Below are 20,225 nucleotides of genomic sequence, written 5' to 3'. Positions count from 1 at the left end.
GCCTTCCGCAGTTTGCCGTCCGGGCGACGGTACCGTCTCGGCCGTGGCAGGGAAGCGCCTGACGCGGGCGGAAAGCCGCGAACGCACCAAGGAGCGGCTGCTCGACGCGGCGGCCGCGCTGTTCGCCGAGCGCGGCGTCAACGGGACGTCCGTCGAGCAGATCGCCGAACGCGCCGGTTACACGCGCGGCGCGTTCTACGGCAACTTCGAGGACAAGCACGAGCTGGTGGTGGCGCTGCTGGACCAGCGGCGTTCGCAGGAGGCGGTCGAGGTCGCGGCCCTTGCCGATCTTCCCGGGGGCCCCGGGTGGCGGAGCCCCCGGCCCGGGGCGGAGCCCCGCGTGTCATCGGGTGACGTCATGGCCCAGCTCAAGGAGTGGCACGGCGAGCGCGCCGAACACCTGCCGGAGTGGTTCGCACTGCGCACCGAACTGACCCTGTACGCGCTGCGCAACCCCGGGGCCCGGCCGGCGATCGGGGAGAACGAACGCGCCGCGCGTGAGCTGATCGAGGCGGGTGTGCGGGCGACGTTCGCCGCGCGCGGGGTCGAGCCGCCCGCCGATCCGGCGTTCCTCGCGCTGATCATCCACGCGCTGGAGGACGGCCTGCTCCGGCAGCGCTACCTGAGCCCGGAGGGCACGAGCGACACGGTGATCGCCGACGCCGTCGAGCTGCTGCTGCGGACCTGGCTGCGTTAGAGCCCGACGAACTCCGCCATCCGCTTCGCCGTGTGGGCGAAGAACTCGTCGGCCGGGTCGACGCTGCCGACGTACTGGCCGAACAGGTCGAAGTTGATCGCCCCGAACAGCTGGGTCCACGCCATGAGCAGCCGGGCCACCGTCTCGGGCCCGGCGACGATCCCGAGGACCTTCGTGAGCGTCTCGGCCTGGGCCCGCAGCCCGGGCGCGACGTCGCCGTCGACCGCCCGCAGCTCGGTGTGCGTGAGCACCTTGACCAGGGCCAGCGCGACGCGGGCCGCCGGCGCGACGGTGTCCTGCGGGGCCTGGTAGCCGGGGATCGGCGAACCGTAGATCAGCGCGTACTCGTGCGGGTGCGCCTTCGCCCACTCGCGCGTCGCCAGCCAGATCGACAGCCAGCGCTCGCGCGGTTCGCCTTTGCCAGGGTCGGCGCCCTCGGCCGCCTCGCCGATCGCGTTGTAGGCGTCGACGATCAGGTCGGTCAGCAGCCGGTCGCGGCTGGGGAAGTAGCGGTACAGCGCGGACGAGACCATGCCCAGCTCACGCGCCACCGCGCGCAGCGAAAGCCCGTTCGCGCCGACCTCGGCGAGCTGGCGGCGGGCCTCGTCCTTGATCTCCTGGGTGAGTTCGGCGCGGGCACGTTCGCGCGCGGTCCGGGTCGCGGTCATGACGCCCAGTCTGCCATGCACGAGAGCGGCGCACAAAATCGAGAGCACTGCTCTTGACTCGTCGCGACAAAAGGTGTTCACTGCTCTTAACCGAGAGCACTGCTCTCCCGAATCTCCGGAGGACACCATGACCGAGACCCGCTACCTGAAGCCCGCCAAGTCCACCAACGTCTTCAACGAGCTGGTCGCGAAGCTGACCAAGATGGGCGTGAGCATCCTCGGCAGCCGGGTGCTGACCGTCGTCGGCCGCAAGAGCGGCGAGCCGCGCTCGACCCCGGTCAACCTGCTGACCATCGACGGCGTCGACTACCTCGTCGCCGCCCGCGGCGAGACGCAGTGGGTGCGCAACCTGCGCGTGGCCGGCCAGGGGCAGCTGCGCGTCGGACGGCGCGACGAGACCTTCACCTACCGCGAGCTGGCCGACGACGAGAAGCCCGTGATCCTGCGTGCCTACCTCAAGCGCTGGAAGTTCGAGGTCAGCGCGTTCTTCGAGGGGGTCGACGCCAAGGCGTCGGACGAGCAGCTGCGCGAGATCGCCCCCGGCTACCCGGTCTTCGAGATCTTCACGAAGTAGGTTTGCGCCGCCGGGTCACGTTCGCCGCGACCAGGACGATGCCGGCCAGGAACGCGACGAGCCCGATCAGGAACCACAGCTTCTGGCCCGTCATGAAACTTCCGGTGATGACGCCGAGGCCCTGCAGCACCCAGACGGCGCCGACGAGCAAGAGCACGACCCCGACCGCGAACGTGATCCACCGCTTCATCGCGCCAGTCTCGCACGAACGGCGTCAGTCGCCGGGGACGAGTTTGTGCTTGTAGGCGTAGACGACGGCGTGCACGCGGTCAGGCAGCCCGAGCTTCGAGAGCACCCGTGACACATGGGTCTTCACCGTCTCCTCGCCGACGTGCAGCTGCCGGGCGATCTCGGCGTTGCTGCAGGCGTTGGCGAGCAGGAGCAGCACCTCCCGCTCCCGGGACGTCAGCCGGGCCACCTCGGGCGGTTCGGCGGCGGCCGGCTCGAGCACCGACGTGAACTTCGCGACCAGCCGCCGGGTCACCGACGGGTCGATCAGCGCGTCACCCCGGGCCGCCACCCGCATCGCCGCGACCAGCTCCTCCGGCGCCAGGCTCTTCAGCAGGAACCCGCTCGCCCCGGCCCGCAGCGCGCGGTAGACGTACTCGTCGGCGTCGTAGGTGGTGAGCACGAGGACGCGGGTGTCGTTGCCCGGCGCGGAGAGGATCGCCTCGGTCGCGGCGAGGCCGTCGAGGCGGGGCATCCGGACGTCGAGGACCGCGACGTCCGGGCGCAGGCGAGCCGTCTCGGCCACCGCCTCGCGGCCGTCGGACGCCTCGCCGACGCACGTGAAGTCGGGCTGGGTGTCGAGCAGCGCGCGCATCCCGGAGCGGAACATCGCGTGGTCGTCGGCCAGCAGGACGCGGATCATGTGCTCTCCACCGGGAAGGTCGTGCGCAGCTGCCACTGCGTGCCGTTTTCGCCGTAGGCGACCTGGCCGCCGAACAGCGTGACGCGTTGCCGGATCCCCGCCAGCCCGCGGTGCGCGTGCTCACCGCGGGAGGTGCGGCCGGGTCGCAGGCCGTTGGTCACCGTGAGCACGACTTCGGTGCGGCCGTGGTTCAGTTCGACTTCGACCGGGCCCACGCCGTGGCGCAGCGCGTTGGTCAGGCCCTCCTGCGCGATCCGGTACAACGCGACGTCGAGCGAGCCGGCCAGTTCGCGCGGTTCGCCGAGCAGCGTCAGCCGGGTCGGCAGGCCGGCCGCGCGGACGGTCTCGACCAGCTCGTCGAGGTTGTCCAGACCGGGCTGGGCGGCGCCGGTTTCGGCGTGCAGGAGGTCGAGCAGGCGGCGCAGGTCGGCCATCGCCGAGCGGCTCGCGGACTCGACCGCGCCGAGCGACTTGCGCACCGGCGAGTCGCCTTCGGGCAGCCCGAGCCGGGCCGCGCCGGCGTGCACGCCGATGGCGCTGACGTGGTGGGAGATGACGTCGTGCAGGTCGCGCGCGATCGTCGTGCGCTCCTCGGTGACGGCCCTTCGCACGGCCGCTTCTTCGTGCTGGCGGCGTTCGTCCGCCTCGCGCTCGAGGTCGGCGATGTAGGCGCGCCGCGCCGTCGTGTACCGGCCGACCAGCCACGGCAGCAGCGCGCTGACGCTGACGCTGACCGCCATCAGCCGCAGGTCGCTCGCGGTCCGGCCGCCGCCTTCGACGCAGCCCGCGGTGACGCCGGCGACCATCGCGAGGAGCGCGAGCACCGCCGGTTTCGGGCGCAGCCAGGCGCCCGCGCGGTACCCCGCGATCAGGATGCCCGCGTTGTTGCCGACGACGTACCCCGCGGTGGTGCTGATCAGCAGCGGCGAGGCGGCGAAGAGCAGGGCGTGGGCCAGCGAGACCCAGCCCGAGTAGCGGGCCGGCCCGGCGAGCGCGGCGTTGACGGCGACGCCGCCGAGCAGCACGGCCCACGGCTGCCAGTGGCCGTTGCCGAGCGGTCCGCGCACGCTGAAGAGGACGGCGTCGCAAACGACGCAGACCACCGCGACGAGCAGCGACTGCCGCCGCAGCGACCCCCTGATGTCGTACACGCCCGCAACTGTGCCCTAACCGGGCCGCCGGGGTCCGCAAAAGCCGTGAAGGCCTCCTTCCCGGCTCTTACGGCCGGTAAGGAGGCCTTCACGGCTTTCGGTGTGGTGGAGCGGGAGCGTCAGTTCGAGGGGCGGGCCGGGTAGCCGCCGCGGCGCTGGCCCGGCTGGCGCTGGCCCTGGCCCGCCAGCGCCTGGCCGAGGGACGTCGCCGTCGCGGTCTGGCCGTCGACCTTCGCCACCACCGTCACGTTGGTGTCGCCGGTCTTCACGTCGCCCGTCTTCTGCGTCGAGCCGTCGAGCGCGTACGTCTGCTTGTAGCCGTCCTTGCTGGTCAGCGTCACGGACGTGGCGCTCAGCTCGGTGACGTCGCCGGTCTGCAGCCGCTCGGTCGTGTAGCCGCCGTTCGGGTTGGCGACGACGAAGTCGCCGTGCAGCGCGTCCCGCAGCGCGGCCGCGCCGCCGCCGAAGTTGCCGCCGGGCATGCCCTGTCCGCGGAACTGGCCGCCGCCGGGACCACCCGGGCCGCCGAAGCCGCCGGGGCCGCCCTGCTGCGCGGAGTTGTCGGCGCTGCTGGTGCCCGCCCAGATCGCCGCGCCGCCACCGGCCGCGATCACCACGGCGATGCCGGCGGCGATCGCCGTCTTCTTGCCGGACCAGCCCTTCTTCGGCGCGGCCGCCGCGGGGTCGCCCCAGTTCGCCGCGGCCGGTTGGCTCGCGGGTGCCGGCTCGCCCTGGGGCGGAGTGTTCGGCGTCGGCTCGGTCGTCATCGTGTCCTCCGGTCGTACCCACACTGGTCCAGCCCAGGCTCACCGCCCTGGCTGTGTTTGAGCTGTGCGAGCCGTCAGCGGGTCCTGTGGCTCCCTTACCCAGGCGAAGGACCTCACAGGCAACGCACAGCGCGCCCACAGCGAACCCGGTGGGCGCGTGGCGAAGATGGCACTATGACCGCTATGAACACCACGTCACCCGGCCCCGGCAAGGCCGACCTGCGCCGCGCCGACGGGAGCCCCGTGCGGGTCCTCGTCGTCGACGACGAGGCGACGCTGGCCGAGCTCGTCTCGATGGCCCTGCGGATGGAGGGCTGGGAGGTGCGCAGCGCGGGTGACGGCACGGAGGCCGTCCGGATCGCGCGCGACTTCCGGCCCGACGCGGTCGTCCTGGACGTCATGCTCCCCGACTTCAGCGGCCTGGAAGTGCTGCGCCGCATGCGTTCCGAGGCCCCGCACCTGCCGGTGCTGTTCCTGACGGCGAAGGACGCGGTCGAGGACCGCATCGCCGGGCTCACCGCGGGCGGCGACGACTACGTCACCAAGCCGTTCAGCCTCGAAGAGGTCGCGCTGCGGCTGCGCGCGCTGCTGCGCCGGGCGGGCGGCGTCACCGGCGCGAGCGGGTCGACGCTGGTCGTCGGCGACCTCACCCTGGACGAGGACAGCCGCGAGGTGCACCGCGGCGGTGACCTGGTGCCGTTGACGGCGACCGAGTTCGAGCTGCTGCGCTACCTCATGCGCAACCCGAAGCGGGTGCTGTCGAAGGCCCAGATCCTGGACCGCGTGTGGAGCTACGACTTCGGCGGCCAGGCCAACATCGTCGAGCTCTACATCTCCTACCTGCGCAAGAAGATCGACGCCGACCGCGAGCCGATGATCCACACCATGCGGGGCGCCGGGTATGTCCTCAAGCCAGCGGGCTGAGCGGCGGCGGTTCGGGACGCAGCGGCCGTGGTCGTTGCGCCGGCGGCTGATCGTCCAGCTCGCCGCGCTGCTCGCGCTCGTGTGCGTCGTCGTCGGCGTGGTCACGGAGTTCGCGCTCAGCGAGTTCCTGGTGCGCCAGCAGGACGACCGGCTCGCCGCAGCCACCGACCGCGCCAAGCACGGCGGGGAACGGCCGCCCTGGACCTACGGCGACGCGCCACCACCGGACCCGCTTCGGGCGCTGGGCCAGGGCGAGGGCACGCTCGCCGCCGTCCAGGTCGGTTCGCGGGGCACCGGGGCCGTGCTCGACTCCAGCGTGGGCTCGCCGACCAAGCGGCGGGCGCCGTACCGGCAGCTCGACGAGGGCCAGGTGCGGACGCTGCTGGCGTTGCCGTCCGACGGGAAGCCGCACAGCATCGTCCTCAGCGGCAGCCTCGGCGCTTACCGCGTCGTCTCGACGGCGTCTCCGGCCGGCGACAAGACCGTCATCGGCCTGCCGCTGAAGGACGTCGACGAGACGCTATGGCGGCTGGGCTTCATCCTCGGTGGCGTCGCGCTCGCCGGGATCCTGGTCGCGGGCGCGGTCGGCGCGGCGACGATCCGCCGTACGATGCTCCCGCTGGACCGGCTGGCCGCGACCGCCACGCGCGTCTCGGAACTGCCGCTGGACCGCGGCGAAGTCGCGCTGTCCGAACGCGTCCCGGAGGCCGACACCAACCCGAACACCGAGGTCGGCAAGGTCGGCTCGGCGCTGAATCGGATGCTGCAGCACATCGCGAACGCGCTGACCGCGCGGCAGGCGAGCGAAAGCCGCGTGCGCCAGTTCGTCGCGGACGCGAGCCACGAGCTGCGGACGCCGCTGGCCGCGATCCGCGGGTACGCGGAGCTGACCCGGCGCAGCGGCGAGCAGGTGCCGCCGGACATCGCGTTCGCGATGAGCCGCGTCGAGTCGGAGTCGCGCCGGATGACGACGCTGGTGGAGGACCTGCTGCTGCTCGCCCGGCTGGACTCGGGCCGCGCGGTGGTGCCGGAGTGGGTCGACCTGTGCCGGCTGGTGGCCGACGCGGTCGCGGACGCGCACGTCGCGGGCCCGGACCACAAGTGGCTGATGGACGTCCCCGGCGAGCCGATCGGCGTCCTCGGCGACGCGGGCCAGCTGCACCAGGTGGTGATCAACGTGCTGGCCAACGCCCGCACGCACACCCCGGCGGGCACCACGGTGACGACCACACTGTCCACATCGGACGGCTTCGTGCGGCTGCGGGTGGCCGACGACGGCCCGGGCATCCCGCCGGAAATCCTCCCGGACATCTTCGAGCGCTTCGCCCGCGGCGACAACTCACGCTCACGGGCGGCGGGCAGCACGGGCCTCGGCCTGGCGATCGTGGCGGCGGTGGCGGGTGCGCACGGCGCCCGCGTCGGCGTGCAGAGCCGGCCGGGACGCACGGAGTTCGAGATCGTCTTCGCGGCGGCCCCGGCGCCGGAGTGACGGCGACCACACCGCCTGGTTGTTGTCCACATCCTCCGAAATCGCTCCACAACCTCGCATCTTTCGTAGTGAAAGTGGCGCTTTGGCCGGGCGAGGTTGGCTGTTGGGCCGGGTGCGCCACTCGATCGGGGCGGATGCACAGCGGGTCCACAGGTTCGGCACAAGTTCACCACATGCGCCACCGAGACGGTGGGGCTCATGACGACCACCCTGTCGGCGCCCGAACTCGCCCAGCCCGCGCCCCAGGCCGCCCCGGAAGCGCGGTGGGTCAAGCCTTCGGTGGCCGCGCTGTTGCTCGGGACCGGGCTGCTCTACCTGTGGGACCTGGCGAAAACGGGCTGGGCCAACGACTTCTACGCGATGGCCGCGCAGGCCGGGACGTGGAGCTGGAAAGCACTGTTCTTCGGCTCGCTCGACCCGGGCAATGTCGTCACGGTCGACAAACCGCCGTTCTCCCTGTGGGCCATGGGGTTGTCCGGCCGGATCTTCGGGTTCTCCAGCTGGAGCCTGCTGGTGCCGAACGCGCTGGCCGGCGTCGCGTCCGTCGGCCTGCTGTACCTCGCGGTGCGCCGGCTCTCCGGACCCGGTGCGGGCCTGCTGGCCGGGGCCGCGCTCGCGCTGACGCCGGTCGCCGCGTTGATGTTCCGCTACGACAACCCGGACGCCTTCCTCGTCCTGCTGCTCGTCGCCGGCGCGTACTGCGTCGTGCGCGCGCTCGACAAGGCGAGCACCTGGTGGCTGGTGCTCGCCGGGGTGGCGATCGGCTTCGGCTTCCTCGACAAGATGCTGCAGGCGTTCCTCGTGCTGCCCGCGTTCGTGCTGGTGTACGCCGTCGCGGCGCCGACGTCGCTCGGGCGCCGGGTCGGCCAGCTGTTCGCGGCCGCCGGTGCGGTGCTCGTCTCCGCCGGCTGGTGGGTCGCGGCCGTCGCGCTGTGGCCCGTCGCGGACCGGCCCTACATCAGCGGCTCGACCGACAACACCGTGCTGGAACTGGCTTTCGGCTACAACGGCCTCGGCCGGATCTTCGGCGAGGGCCGCGGCGGTGGCGGTGGCGGCTTCACCCCGCCGACCGGGGCGGCAGCAGGCGGCTTCGGCGGCGGCGCGTTCGGTGGCCAGACCGGGCTGACGCGGTTGTTCAGCGGCGAGTTCGGCGCCGAAGCGTCGTGGTTGCTGCCCGCCGCGCTGGTCGGCCTGGTCGCGGGGCTGTGGTTCACCCGCCGCGCGCCGCGCACCGACGGGACCCGCGCGGCCCTGCTGCTGTGGGGCGGCTGGACGGTCGTCACGGTGCTGGTGTTCAGCTACATGAGCGGCATCATCCACCCGTACTACACGGTCGCGCTGGCACCCGGGATCGCCGGCACGCTGGGGATCTCCGCGCGTGAGCTGTGGCGCGGCCGGGCCAACTTCGCGGCCCGCGCGGTGCTGGCCGTCATGCTCGCGGCGTCCGCGGTGTGGGGCTTCGTGCTGCTCGCCCGGACGCCGGAGTGGCAGCCGTGGCTGCGCTACGCGCTGCTGGTGCTGAGCGCGCTCGCGGCGTTCGCCCTGCTCTTCGGCGCGGACCGGGTCCGGCGGCTCGGCCCGGTCGTGGCCGCGGCCGGCCTGTGCGGCGCGTTGCTCGGGACGGCGTCCTTCACCTTCGCGACGGCGGCGACGGCGCACTCGGGCGGCACGCCGTCGTCCGGCCCGGCGGTCGCGAGTGGACGCGGCTTCGGCGGGTTCGGTGGCGGCCGCGGTGGGGCCGGCGGGTTCGGCGGGGGCCAGGCCGACACCGCCGTGATCGACCTGCTGAAGGGCGCGACGACGAAGTGGGCCGCGGCGCAGAGCGGCGCGATGCAGGCGGCCGGGCTGGCGCTCGACAGCGGCCGGCCGGTGCTCGCGATCGGCGGTTTCAGCGGCAGTGACCCGGCGCCGACGCTGCAGCAGTTCGAGAAGTACGTCGCCGACGGCGACATCCACTACTACGTCGCGGGCGGGCGCGGCGGTTTCGGCGGGGGCCGCGGCACCTCGGGCGAAATCCAGACGTGGGTGGAGCAGAACTTCGCGTCTTCGACGGTCGGGAGCACGACGGTTTACGACCTCACAAAATCGATCGCTTGACAGAAACATTGAATGTTTCAGCCGTGTAAACAGTTGCGGAATCATTCGACGGCCTTGAAGTCCGTGCGGTATTTGCGGATGCGGACACCTGTTCGAACGGGACGCCGATCAGTGGCACATTCCGAACGACTGTTCGCTTGTCCGGCGAGGCCTCGCTGCTGATCTCGACATCCCCTGCCGACGTGTAACAACGCGGCCTTGCTGCCCGTGCGCCTGCACGGGCGGACCTCTTCAGGCGTGCGGAGATCTTGACCGGGCGGCCGACAGAACACCCGCGTACTTGATCTTGCCGACCCGCGAAGACGCTGGTTGACCTGGTTGAGCGTCACCCTTTTGGAGGCGCTGGGATGGCGTTGTGGGGATCTTGTGTCACTCGCTAGAGTCTCCGCCGGGAGAGGGACAAGGGGTGAGTGGTCCGGTGCGTGCGGCGCCGGTTTTCACTGGGTGTAGGTACTTCTTGTCCGCGTTCTCTCGCCTTGACCCGATCAGGTGCGTCTGGAAGAGAGCAGCGATGACCGTGCGCGGTGGCGCAGCCTTGCCCGAACCATCTCCTCGTCGTCACGGCAGGTAGGCCTCGTTCCCTCTTCGGTGTCGCTCTACTCCACTTCCCCCGCCTTCTGGAGTTTCGCTGTGACTTCCCGCCCTCGTCGTCTGCTGACGGCGCTCCTGACGCTGCTGACCCTCCTCGGGGTCACCGCCCTGTCCGGCTGCAGTGACAGTTCCGCCTCCGGCGACGGCGGCAAGATCACGCTCGGGTTCAGCGCCTGGCCGGGGTGGTTCCCCTGGCAGGTGGCGCAGGAGCAGGGCCTGTTCGCCAAGAACGGCGTCAACGTCGACCTCAAGTGGTTCGACAACTACACCGACAGCATCAACGCGCTCTCCAGCGGCGCGATCGACGCCAACAGCCAGACCCTCAACGACACGCTTTCGTCCGCCTCGGGCGGCGCGAAGCTCTCGATCGTGCTGGTGAACGACAACTCGACCGGCAACGACAAGATCATCGCGCGGAACGGGATCACCGCCGTCGCCGACCTCCGGGGCAAGAAGGTCGCCGTCGAGCAGGGCACCGTCGACCACTACCTCCTGCTGCTCGCGCTGCAGGAAGCGAAGCTGACCGAAAAGGACATCCAGCTGGTCAACCTGCCGACCGACGCCGCGGCCGCCGCGTTCGTCGGCGGTCAGGTCGACGCGGTGGGCGCGTTCGCGCCGTTCACCACCAAGGCCCTCGAGCTCCCGGGCAGCCGCGCGATCTCGTCGTCGACCGAGTTCCCCGGCGCCATCCCGGACCACCTGGTCACCTCGCAGAAGCTGGTCAAGGAGCACCCGAAGGACGTGCAGGCGCTCGTCAACACCTGGTTCGAGACGCTGACCTGGATCAAGAACAACAAGGACGCGGCGGTCAAGATCATGGCCGAGCGCGGCGGGGTGTCCGACGCGGACTACAAGTCCTACGACGCCGGCACCACGATCTTCACGCGCCAGCAGAACCTCGACGCGTTCACCCCGGGTGTCACCGCGCAGCACCTCGACTTCCAGGCGAACAAGATCATCGACTTCATCGTGAGCACCGGCCTCGCCCAGCAGCGGCCGTCGCTCGACGGCCTGTTCGACGACCAGTTCGTGAAGGCCGCGCCGCAGTGACCGGTCCCACCCAGCGCACCACTTCCGGCGCCTCGGCCGACGCACGCGCGGCCGAGGCACTGGAGGCCGAGCAGGGGCTCGCCGAGCGCGTCCAGGCGGGCCGGGGCCGGCCGGCTTGGACGCCGCTGCCGCGCCGGGCGACGCCGAAACCCGCGTCGCCCCTCTTCTCCTTGCGGACGCCGATTTCGGCGTCCGCGCGGTGGACGCTGGCGGTGCTGTCGTTCGCGATCCCGTTCGTCGCCTGGGTGCTGCTCAGCGTCAGCGGCGCCGTCGACTCGACGTTCCTGCCGTCCCCGGTGGCGGTGCTCAAGGCCGGGGCCGACATGGCGGGCACCGGCGAGCTGTTCGACGACCTGTGGGCGACGACGCAGCGGGTGCTCGAAGGCTTCGGCCTGGCGGTGCTCGTCTCGGTGCCGCTCGGTTTGCTGATGGGCACGTTCACCGCGGGCCAGGCCTTCTTCGAGCCGCTGATCGGGCTGCTGCGCTACCTGCCGGCGAGCGCGTTCATCCCGCTGCTCATCATCTGGCTCGGCCTCGGCGAGCCGTCGAAGATCGCGATCCTGTTCATCGGGACGGTCTTCTTCAACACCCTGATGACCGCGGACGTCGTGCGCGCGGTGCCGAACGCGCTGCTCGACGTCTCCTACACCCTCGGCGCGCGCCGAGGCGAGGTGCTGCGCAAGATCGTCGTGCCGCACTCGCTGCCGGGCATGATCGACGCGGTCCGGGTCAACGCCGCCGCGGCGTGGAACTTCGTGGTCGTCGCCGAGCTGATCAACTCCCAGGCCGGCCTGGGTTACCGGATCGTCCGCGCGCAGCGGTTCCTGCAGACGGACAAGATCTTCGCGGTGCTCATCGTGATCGGCGTCGCCGGGCTGACCATCGACGTCGTGCTGCGCCTGGTGCGCACCCAGGTCGGGAAGTGGGCGGCATGACGCTGGAACTGCGGAACGTCGCCAAGGACTACACCGTCCGCGGCAAGGTGACGCGCGCCCTCGACGGCGTCGACCTCGAAGTGCTGCGCGGCGAGTTCGTCTGCGTCGTCGGCGCGAGCGGCTCGGGCAAGTCGACGCTGTTGTCGCTGGTGGCCGGGCTGAGCGGGCCGACCGAGGGCGAGATCCTGCTCGACGGCGTCCCGGTGACGGGCCCCGGCCCCGACCGCGGGCTGGTGTTCCAGGCCGGCGCGCTCTACCCGTGGCGCAGCGTCGAGAAGAACGTCGCGTTCGGCCTCGAGCTGCTCCCGATCGACGCGGCCGAGCGCGGCGAGCGCGTCGACTGGTACCTCGCCGAGACCGGGCTCGACGCGGTGCGCCGCTCGCTGCCGAAACAGCTTTCCGGCGGCCAGAAGCAGCGCGTCGCGATCGCGCGGGCGCTGGCCTGCGAACCGGAAGTGCTGCTGCTGGACGAACCCTTCGGCGCCTTGGACGTCCAGACCAAAGAGGACATGCAGGTGCTGATCCGCCGGATCTGGGCCGACACCGGCACCACGGTGCTGATGGTCACCCACGACGTCGAAGAAGCGGTCTTCCTGGGCGGACGGGTCGTGGTGCTCGCCTCCGACCCGGGGCGGATCGCCGCCGACGTCGAGGTGACGCTGCCGGCCGAACGGGATCTGGCGGTGAAGCGCGAACCGCAGTTCCTCGCGCTGCGCGCCCGGATCGAGGACCTCGTCCGGGAGCAGCACCGCGGCCACGTGAACCGGGTGGCCGCGGGCGAGTGAGAACGTCGGAGGGGAAAGGTGGCGGGATGAGGCACGGCAGGTCGACCGCGAAACGGGCGGGCGGCGGGGGATTCCTCGCGCGGCTCGGCATTCGCGGCAAGCTGAACCTGCTGCTCCTGCCGCCGCTGGTTGCGGTGGTCCTGGTTTCGGTGCCGTTCGTGCTGACCCAGGTGAACAGCGCGACGGCGGCCACGCAGTCGGCGACCGTGGCGCGGCACACCCAGCAGCTCGGCGGCCTGGTCTGGCAGCTGCAGCGGGAGCGGCTGCTGACCGGCGCGTTCGTCGCGACGCCGTCGATGTCGCCGGACGAGATGACGAAGCAGCGCCGGATGGTCGACGCCGCGGTCGAGGACGTGCGGTCCTCGCTCGGCGCGGACGCGCCGGACGAGCTGTCGGCGGCGCTGACCCGGATCGGCTCGCTGAACGAGCTGCGGCAGAACGCCGAACGCCGCGGGGTCGCGCTCGACAGCGTCGCCCGCACCTACCACGCCGTGATCGGCGCGGTCATCGACTCGCTGCGGCTGGTGCCGCAGCTGACCAGCGACGCCGAGGGCACCCGGGAGCTGACCGCCCTCGAAGCGCTGCTGCGCGCGAACGAGGAGAACTCGTTGCGCGGCATGGCGTTGATCGTGACGGCGGTCGCGCCCGACGCCGGCAAGTCCATCCTGGACGACGCGACCCAGCAGGCGCCGATCTTCACCGACCGGTTCGTCCAGCAGGCCGACAACGCGTCCGACAACCAGCAGGCGTCGCTGGTCGTCAACGTCGAGCAGAGCGACGCCGGCCGCCGGATCGAGGACCTCGCGGCCCAGATCGACAACCCGCGTGACGCGGCGGCCACCGGCCAGTACGTCACCGACGTCCTCGCCGCGGCGGAAACCCAGGCGGGACAACGGAAGCTCGTCCAGGAACGGGTCACCGGCGAGATCGCCGACGGCGCGACCGGCCGCGCCGGCGACGCGACCCGGCTGGCCTGGACGGTCGGCGTCGGCGCCGCCGCGCTGTTCCTGCTGGTCGCCTTCCTCGCCGTCGCGGTGTCCCGCTCGATCGCCCAGCCGCTGCGCCGGCTGACCACGGCGGCGACGTCGGTCGCCGACCTCGCCGGCACCGAGCTCGTCCGCGTGACCGACACCGAGGAGGCCGAGGAGCAGGTCCCGCGGCTGGCCACCATCGACGTCACCTCCGACGACGAGCTCGGCAAGCTCGCCGCGGCGTTCAACCGGGTCCAGACGACCGCCGCCGAGCTGGTCGAGCGGCAGGCACTCACCCGGCGCAACACCAGCCTGATGTTCGCGAACGTCGCGAAGCGCACGCAGAACCTCGTCGGCCGCCAGCTCGCGCTGATCGACGAGGTAGAGCGCAACGAGCAGGACACCCGCCTGCTGGCCAGCCTCTACCGGCTCGACCACCTCTCCACCCGCCTGCGCCGCAACGCCGACAACCTGCTCGTCGTCTCCGGCACCCGCGACGAGGCCCGCATCGCCGGCCCGATCGAGCTGGCCACCGCCCTGCGGTCCGCGCTGGCCGAGATCGAGGACTACCAGCGCGTCAAGCTCGGCGTCGTCGCGGAGATCCTGCTGTCCTCGGCGCTGGGCGCCGACCTGGTGCTGGTCTTCGCCGAGCTGCTGGAGAACGCGACGTCGTTCTCGCCGCCGGGCTCGATGGTCGAGGTGGACACGATGTTCCTCACCGACGGCTCGTGCCTGGTGAGCATCGTCGACCACGGCATCGGCATGACCGCCGAGAAGATGGCGCAGGAGAACAAGCGGCTCGTCGAGCGCGAACGCCTCGAGCTCGCGCCGACCAGTGTGCTCGGCCTGTTCGTGGTCGGCCGCCTCGCGCGACGCCACGAGCTGGGCGTCGAGCTGCTCGCGACGCCGACGACCGGCGGCGTGACCGCGCGGCTGACGGTCCCGCCGTCGCTGTTCGACCACCGCACCGGGCTGCTCCCGAAGGTCGAACGCGCGCCGGCGATCCCGGCGCAGGCGGCACCCCCGGTGGCCACGCCGAAACCCCGGCATGCCGCCCCGGCGCCGGCGCCGCGCTCGAAGTCCACTTTGGACATGTTCCGGCCCGCGGAGCCGGAGCGCCAGAAGGAACTGCCGTCGCCGGCGATCCCGGCCCTGCTCGGCACCCTCCACGCCAACGGGTTCCGCTGGTTCAACCAGCCGGCGCCGGTGTGGCCGGACGACGAACCCGCCGATCCCGCTCCCGCCGTCGCCGCTCCCGCCGTCGCTTCCGACGTCGCCGAAGAACCGAAGTCCGAGTCCCGTGGAGGCCTGCGCCGTCGCGTCCGCGGGGCGCAGCTGCCCAGCCCGGGCACGACCGCCGCGGTCGTCGACGACAAGCCGCGCCACGACCCGGAGGCCACCAGGGTCGCCATGGACGGCTTCCAGGAGGCGTTCGCCAAGGCCGCCGTGGACGTCGAGGCCGGTGCCGCGCCGGCCGATCCGCCGCCCGCGCCGCCCACCGTCGTCACCGAATCCGTCGCGGCGACCCCGCCGCTTCCGGTGCGCGTCCCCGGAACCGACCGGATCGCGCTCTCGGCCGCCGTCGCCCCGCCGCCGGTCACCGCCCCGATCTCGCGGGACGGCCTGACCCGGCGCGTGCCCGGCGCCCAGCTCGCCCCCGGCCTCCGCAAGCAGGAGGCCGCGGGCCGGCCGATCGCCCGGCCCGTCGTGAACCGCGCCAAGCGGGACCCGGCGGCCGAGCGCGCGGCGTTCGACTCGTTCGCCGCCGGCCTGGCCAAGGCGGACGAGCTTACGGCAGACACCCCGCCGCCGGGCGTGGTCGCCGGTCGTGTGATGGAACGAGAAGAAGAGAGCAGGAAATGAGCATCCCCGCACCTGGTGTCAGCGTCGAAGCCCAGAACTTCAACTGGCTGGTGAGCCGCTTCGCGCAGCACACCGCGGGCGCGATCGCCGCCATCGCGGTCTCGGCCGACGGCTTGCTGATCGCGGTGTCCTCGGAGCTCGAGCGCTCCAACGCCGACCGCCTCGCCGCGATCTCGTCCGCCATGCTCGGCCTCGCCCACGGCGTCTCCGAAAGCCACCCGCTCGGCGCGCCCGACAAGGTGATCATCGAGCTGGAGCACGGTTACCTGCTGGTCTGCACCATCAGCATCGGCTGCTCGCTCGGCGTCCTCGCCAACAAGCAGGCGAGCCTCGGCACGATCGCCTACGAGATGGCGATGTTCGCCAACCGCGCCACCGAAGTCCTCACGCCCGGGCTCATCGAGGAGCTGAAGAACAGCGTCGGCTCGTGATGGCCGACGACCCGGACATCTCGCTGCTGCGGCCGTACCTGATGACGTCGGGACGGGCGCAGCCGGTCGACCAGAGCCTCGAGATCGAGGCGCAGGTCATGACGTCACGCCTCGGCGCGGCGTCGCACCCGAAGCTCACCTTCGAACGCCAGGAAATCGTTTCCCTCTGCCGCAGCACGGTGTCGGTCGCCGAAGTGGCCGCCCTGCTCGGCCTGCACATCGGCGTCGCACGCGTGCTGGTGGCCGACCTCGCCGAGCAGGGCTACGTCGTCGTCCGCCGGCCGGGGAACCACAACTCGCACGACCTCGGCATGATCGAAAGGGTCATTCGTGGACTCGAAGCCATTCACTGAGCCGGCCGCCCGCCCGCCGGCGCCGGTCAAGATCGTCATCGCGGGCGGCTTCGGCGTCGGCAAGACGACGGCGGTGTCGTCGATCTCCGAGATCAAGCCCCTGACGACCGAGGCGGCGATCACGTCGGTGGCGGCGAACGTCGACCGCACGGGCCACGTCCCGGCGAAGACCACGACGACGGTCGCCCTCGACTTCGGCTGCATCACGATCGACGACGAGGTCAAGCTGTACCTGTTCGGCACGCCCGGCCAGGACCGCTTCGGCTTCATGTGGCAGGACCTGGTCCACGGCGCCCTGGGCGCGCTGGTCATCGTCGACACCCGCCGGATGGACGACTGCTACCCGGCGGTCGACTACTTCGAGAACGCCGGCCTCCCGTTCGTGGTCGCGGTCAACATGTTCGACGGCGCGCTGGGCCACAACCTGGACGACATCCGCTGGGCACTGGCGGTGAGCGAGGACGTCCCGCTGATCACGTTCGACGCACGCCAGAAGCTGTCGGTGCGCGACGCGCTGCTGGCGGTCCTGCACAACACGTTCAAACGGGCCCGAGCCCAGGCTGGTGCGGGGGCCTGAGCGGGACCCGCTACACTTGACCACGGACCCCGCGCGGCGTCCACCCTGTGAACTTCCCCAGGGCCGGAAGGCAGCAAGGATAAGCAGGCTCTGACGGGTGCGCGGGGTCCCCTTCGTTTCGGCTTCCCTGCTTCGGGGCTTCGCCCCTTCGCCGGGGCCTTCACTTCGTCCTTTCACCCGGGGGCTGAGCCCCCGGACCCCCACGGTGCCTCCCTTGCGGCCTGACAGCGCTGCCGTGGCCTTCCTCGTGACCTGGGAGCGCTGCCGTGGCCTTCCTCGTGACCTGCGTGCGCTGCCGGGCTCTCTTCGTAACCTGAGCGCCGCCGGGCTTCCCTCGTAACCTGAGTGCGCTGCCGGGCCCTGCTCGTGGTCTGAGCGCGCTGCCGGGCCTTCCTTGCGACTTGGTGCGTTGCCGGGCCGTCCTTGTGGCCCCCCGGGGACCCCAGGGTGCCTCTCTTGCGGCCTGCGTGCGCTGCCGGGCACTCCTCGCAACCTGAGTGCGCTGCCGGGCCCTGCTCGTGGCCTGCGTGTGCTTGCCGGGCCTGCCTTGCTGCTTGGGTGCGCTGCCGGGCCGTCCTCGCCGCCCGGGTGCCACCCCCGGTGCCACTCTCGCGGCCTGGGAGCGCTGCCGTGGCCTTCCTTGCAGCCTGAGCGTGCTGCCGGGCTCCTCATAACCTGAGCGCCCTCGCCCCCTGTGCCTCTATTGCGGCCAGGGAGTGCTGCCGGGCTTGCCTTGCGGCTTGGGTGCGCTGCCGGGTCCTCCGCGTGGCCTGCTTGCGCTGCCGGGCCCTGCGCGTGGCCTGCGTGCGCTGCCGGGCCTCTCTTGCGACCTGCGTGCGCTGCGCCCTTCTTGGGGTCTGGGTGGGGTGGCGTGGTTGTCGTGAGTGGTTAGGGCGGTTCTAACCCTACTAAACACTCACGAGGCCTAGAAGATGCCCAAGATGTCTTTTGGTGGTTTTGGGGGTGGGGGTTTGTCGTTGTCTGTTATCGGCTTTGCTTTGCCTGCCAGTTTGGTTAGTTCTGCGCCTTCTACGCATCTTGCCGGGAAGGCTGCTGAGGCTGTTCGGGCGGCCAATGCCGCTGTGGGGATTCCTGTTGCCGATGCTGCGAATACCAGGTTTCCGAAGCGGCGTCCTCTCAGTACTCCTGGGTCCGCCAGTAGTACTACCTGGGGGAATACCTCTTTCAGGGTGGCCAGGAAGCGGCGGGCGAAGGGGAGGCCTGCTCCGTCTGTGATGTTGGCCAGGTAGGTGCCTGTGGGGCGGAGGATTTGCTCTATCGAGCTTACTGATTCCAGGGTTGCCAGGCCGCCTGCCAGGGTTGCCTGTTCGAATGCGTCTACCACTATCAGGTCTGCTGTGTTTTCCCTGCGGGTTGTCAGGCCTTCTCGGCCGTCTGTTATTCGGACTCTCAGGCCTGGGATTTTCAGGCCCAGCTGGGTGCGTACTACGTCTACCAGTTCCGGGTCTGCGTCGAAGACCAGCTGGCGGGAGCCCGGGCGCTTTGCCGCTATGTAGCGCGGGAGGGTGCAGGCCGCGCCGCCTATGTGCAGTGCCTCTACCGGGCCTGGTGGTAGTAGGTCCACTACGTCGCCGAAGCGGCGGACGTAGTCGAACTCCAGGTGGGTCGGGTCGTCCAGGTCCACGTACGACTGGGCCACTCCGCCCACTGACAGCAGCCATGCGTTGCCGCGGTCGGCGAAGCGCTGGAGCTCCGCTGCCCCGAACCGCACCGGGTACTGGCCCGGGATCGGTGCCGGCTTGCTCGTTCGACTCACGGAACCGGAGCCTAGCCGGGGTCGGAAACATTCTTGCTTCACCGGCGATAGGGGAGTGGAAGATCAACGATCCGAGGGGGATCACCTTGCGTGTGAACGCAGTTCTCGTCGCCGCGGCCTTGGCCGTCGGCGTACTCGCGACGCCCGCTTCGGCGGACGTCCTGCCCGACCGGGCGCAGGCCGTCTCGCTGCTGGAGACCGGCGGCCCCGGCGTGGCCCGGGGCGCCGAAACGGCGTTGCTCGGCTCGCCGGCCGACCTGCAGGCCTTCCTGGCCACCGGCCGCTACCAGGCCAAGGACGACGACGACCGGGTCCTGGTCACCCAGGTCCTGTCGACCGGCGGCCCGGTCGCCAAGCGCGCCGCCCAGCAGGCGCTCAGCGGCACCATCGACGACGTCCGCGCGTTCCTGGCCACCGGCCTGGCCCGGGCGCGGGTGGCCGACGACCGGATCGCCGTCGGCCAGGCCATGAGCACCGGCGGCCCGACCGTGAACGCGCGTGCCCAGCAGGCGCTCGACGGCACGCCCGCCGACGTCCGCGCGTTCCTTGAAACCGGCCTGCAGCAGGCCAGGGACACCGACGACCGGATCACCACGAACCAGGCGCTCGCCGCCGGCGGGCCCGAGGTGAAGGCCGCCGCGCAGACGGCCCTCGACGGCGACCCGGCCGACGTCCGCTACTTCCTGGCCCTCTGGAAGCAGGTCGCCGCGGCCGGTGACGCCGAGGTCACCGCCGTCCAGGGCCAGGTCGACGGCGCGAAGGCGGCCAAGGCCCGGCACAACGGCGTCGCGGTCCAGATCGCGGCGAACCAGGCCGCGAAGCTCGCGTCGGACGCGCGGAAGGCGAACGCCGACCGGCTCGCCGCCCAGCAGAGCAAGAACCAGCAGGACGGCCAGGCCGCGGCGGGCGCCGAGGCCACTGCGCAGCAGCAGGCCAAGGAGGCCGCGGCCCGCGCCGCGCAGGCCAAGACCGACAACGACGAGCTGCTGGCCGACGCGGCCGACCCGGCCCTGACGGTGCCGAACGGCCGGCGCGCGTCGGTCTACCTGCTGCGCAACGGCGGGGCCGCGGTCAAGGACGCCGCCCGCGCCGCGCTCAGCGGTTCGGACGACGACGTCGTCACCTTCGTGCACAGCGGCCTGGCCGTCGCGCAGGAGTCCGACGACCGGGTGGCCGTCGCGGCGATCGCGGCGGACCCGAAGGCCCGTCCGGGCCTGCGCCAGGCCGCTCGGGACGCGCTCGCGGGCCCGTACGCCGGTGTCGCCGCGCTGCTGCGCACCGGCGACTACCCGGGCCGCGACACCGACGACCGCGTCGAGGTCGACCAGATCCTGGCGGCCGGCGGCCCGTCGACGAAGCCGGCGGCCCAGAAGGCCCTCGACGGCACCGTCGCCGACGTCCGCGAGTTCCTGGCGCACGGCCAGTACGTCACGCACCTGATCGACCTGTCGGTGTACGCGACCCGGACGCTGTCCGAAGGGCCCGAGGTCGTCGCCGTCGCGCAGGGGGTGCTCGACGGTCCCGACTCGGCTCTGCAGGCGTATCTGGACGGCGAGCTGCTCAAGGCGCGGGCGCGTGACGCCTTCACGGCGCAGCACGTCGCCAAGGTGAACGCCCTGGTCGCCGAGGCCGCTGCCCTGGCCTGACCCGCACG

19 protein-coding genes and 1 other RNA gene are annotated in these 20,225 nt (G+C 71.6%); 14 read left to right on the top strand and 6 right to left on the bottom strand.

The genetic code is table 11. The annotated features are described in order from the left end of the window. Window positions 1–43 precede the first annotated feature (43 nt). The gene (locus OG439_RS36035; protein WP_326945063.1) at window positions 44–697 is read left to right on the top strand and encodes a TetR/AcrR family transcriptional regulator; all 654 of its coding nucleotides are present in this window, start codon (window positions 44–46) and stop codon (window positions 695–697) included. Here the strand turns inward: OG439_RS36035 and OG439_RS36030 are convergent. After that, window positions 694–1,365 (bottom strand): TetR/AcrR family transcriptional regulator, encoded by a 672-nt coding sequence (locus OG439_RS36030; RefSeq protein WP_247058966.1) that lies wholly within the window; start codon window positions 1,363–1,365, stop codon window positions 694–696. The two genes, OG439_RS36035 and OG439_RS36030, sit on opposite strands and share 4 nt — an antisense overlap. A gap of 127 nt (window positions 1,366–1,492) precedes the next feature. On the opposite strand from OG439_RS36030, the gene OG439_RS36025 reads away from it, so the two are divergent. Then, window positions 1,493–1,939 carry a nitroreductase family deazaflavin-dependent oxidoreductase gene (locus OG439_RS36025; protein ID WP_326945062.1) on the top strand — a complete coding sequence of 149 codons (447 nt, stop codon included), beginning with the start codon at window positions 1,493–1,495 and terminating at the stop codon, window positions 1,937–1,939. Here the strand turns inward: OG439_RS36025 and OG439_RS36020 are convergent. The 4 genes from OG439_RS36020 to OG439_RS36005 form a co-directional block, all read right to left on the bottom strand. Further along, a complete protein-coding gene (locus OG439_RS36020; RefSeq protein ID WP_247058964.1) occupies window positions 1,929–2,129 on the bottom strand; it encodes a hypothetical protein in 201 nt (66 codons plus the stop codon). The two genes, OG439_RS36025 and OG439_RS36020, sit on opposite strands and share 11 nt — an antisense overlap. Before the next feature lie 24 nt (window positions 2,130–2,153). Further along, complete coding sequence (locus tag OG439_RS36015; protein WP_326945061.1) at window positions 2,154–2,810, bottom strand: response regulator transcription factor; 657 nt, start codon at window positions 2,808–2,810, stop codon at window positions 2,154–2,156. Beyond that, the gene (locus OG439_RS36010; RefSeq protein WP_326945060.1) at window positions 2,807–3,961 is read right to left on the bottom strand and encodes a sensor histidine kinase; all 1,155 of its coding nucleotides are present in this window, start codon (window positions 3,959–3,961) and stop codon (window positions 2,807–2,809) included. The genes OG439_RS36015 and OG439_RS36010 overlap by 4 nt, the downstream gene beginning before the upstream one ends. Window positions 3,962–4,080: 119 nt before the next feature. Continuing rightward, complete coding sequence (locus tag OG439_RS36005; RefSeq protein WP_326945059.1) at window positions 4,081–4,728, bottom strand: hypothetical protein; 648 nt, start codon at window positions 4,726–4,728, stop codon at window positions 4,081–4,083. Between the two features lie 183 nt (window positions 4,729–4,911). Between OG439_RS36005 and OG439_RS36000 the strand changes: the two genes are divergently transcribed. The 11 genes from OG439_RS36000 to ffs all read left to right on the top strand — a co-directional run bounded on the left by OG439_RS36000 (window position 4,912) and on the right by ffs (window position 16,910). Next, window positions 4,912–5,652 carry a response regulator transcription factor gene (locus OG439_RS36000; protein WP_371827598.1) on the top strand — a complete coding sequence of 247 codons (741 nt, stop codon included), beginning with the start codon at window positions 4,912–4,914 and terminating at the stop codon, window positions 5,650–5,652. Continuing rightward, complete coding sequence (locus tag OG439_RS35995; protein ID WP_326945058.1) at window positions 5,630–7,141, top strand: sensor histidine kinase; 1,512 nt, start codon at window positions 5,630–5,632, stop codon at window positions 7,139–7,141. Before OG439_RS36000 ends, OG439_RS35995 begins: the two co-directional genes overlap by 23 nt. Window positions 7,142–7,339: 198 nt before the next feature. Continuing rightward, window positions 7,340–9,238 (top strand): glycosyltransferase family 39 protein, encoded by a 1,899-nt coding sequence (locus OG439_RS35990; protein ID WP_326945057.1) that lies wholly within the window; start codon window positions 7,340–7,342, stop codon window positions 9,236–9,238. A 630-nt stretch (window positions 9,239–9,868) separates the two neighbouring features. Continuing rightward, complete coding sequence (locus tag OG439_RS35985; protein ID WP_326945056.1) at window positions 9,869–10,879, top strand: ABC transporter substrate-binding protein; 1,011 nt, start codon at window positions 9,869–9,871, stop codon at window positions 10,877–10,879. Beyond that, entirely contained in the window at window positions 10,876–11,814 is a 939-nt protein-coding gene (locus OG439_RS35980; protein WP_326945055.1) for an ABC transporter permease, read from the top strand. The genes OG439_RS35985 and OG439_RS35980 overlap by 4 nt, the downstream gene beginning before the upstream one ends. Next, window positions 11,811–12,599, top strand: a complete 789-nt coding sequence (locus OG439_RS35975) for an ABC transporter ATP-binding protein (RefSeq protein WP_326945054.1) — start codon at window positions 11,811–11,813, stop codon at window positions 12,597–12,599. Before OG439_RS35980 ends, OG439_RS35975 begins: the two co-directional genes overlap by 4 nt. 26 nt (window positions 12,600–12,625) lie before the next feature. Continuing rightward, window positions 12,626–15,433 carry a sensor histidine kinase gene (locus OG439_RS35970; RefSeq protein WP_326945053.1) on the top strand — a complete coding sequence of 936 codons (2,808 nt, stop codon included), beginning with the start codon at window positions 12,626–12,628 and terminating at the stop codon, window positions 15,431–15,433. Further along, window positions 15,430–15,864 (top strand): roadblock/LC7 domain-containing protein, encoded by a 435-nt coding sequence (locus OG439_RS35965; protein WP_247058954.1) that lies wholly within the window; start codon window positions 15,430–15,432, stop codon window positions 15,862–15,864. The genes OG439_RS35970 and OG439_RS35965 overlap by 4 nt, the downstream gene beginning before the upstream one ends. After that, window positions 15,864–16,217: a DUF742 domain-containing protein gene (locus tag OG439_RS35960; RefSeq protein WP_326951703.1), complete on the top strand. Its 354-nt coding sequence runs from the start codon at window positions 15,864–15,866 to the stop codon at window positions 16,215–16,217. Before OG439_RS35965 ends, OG439_RS35960 begins: the two co-directional genes overlap by 1 nt. Further along, a complete protein-coding gene (locus tag OG439_RS35955; RefSeq protein ID WP_326945052.1) occupies window positions 16,195–16,794 on the top strand; it encodes a GTP-binding protein in 600 nt (199 codons plus the stop codon). The genes OG439_RS35960 and OG439_RS35955 overlap by 23 nt, the downstream gene beginning before the upstream one ends. 21 nt (window positions 16,795–16,815) lie before the next feature. Then, an RNA gene (ffs, locus tag OG439_RS35950) (signal recognition particle sRNA small type) lies at window positions 16,816–16,910 on the top strand. Window positions 16,911–17,719: 809 nt separating this feature from the next. Here ffs and OG439_RS35945 read toward each other — a convergent pair. After that, the gene (locus tag OG439_RS35945; protein WP_326945051.1) at window positions 17,720–18,571 is read right to left on the bottom strand and encodes a spermidine synthase; all 852 of its coding nucleotides are present in this window, start codon (window positions 18,569–18,571) and stop codon (window positions 17,720–17,722) included. Between the two features lie 92 nt (window positions 18,572–18,663). On the opposite strand from OG439_RS35945, the gene OG439_RS35940 reads away from it, so the two are divergent. Beyond that, window positions 18,664–20,217, top strand: a complete 1,554-nt coding sequence (locus tag OG439_RS35940; protein WP_326945050.1) for an ALF repeat-containing protein — start codon at window positions 18,664–18,666, stop codon at window positions 20,215–20,217. Window positions 20,218–20,225: the final 8 nt, after the last annotated feature.

It is taken from the genome of Amycolatopsis sp. NBC_01307 (assembly GCF_035975215.1).
Classification (GTDB): domain Bacteria; phylum Actinomycetota; class Actinomycetes; order Mycobacteriales; family Pseudonocardiaceae; genus Amycolatopsis.
Note: the sequence above shows the minus strand (reverse complement) of the source record. Positions and strands in the feature narration are given on the sequence as shown.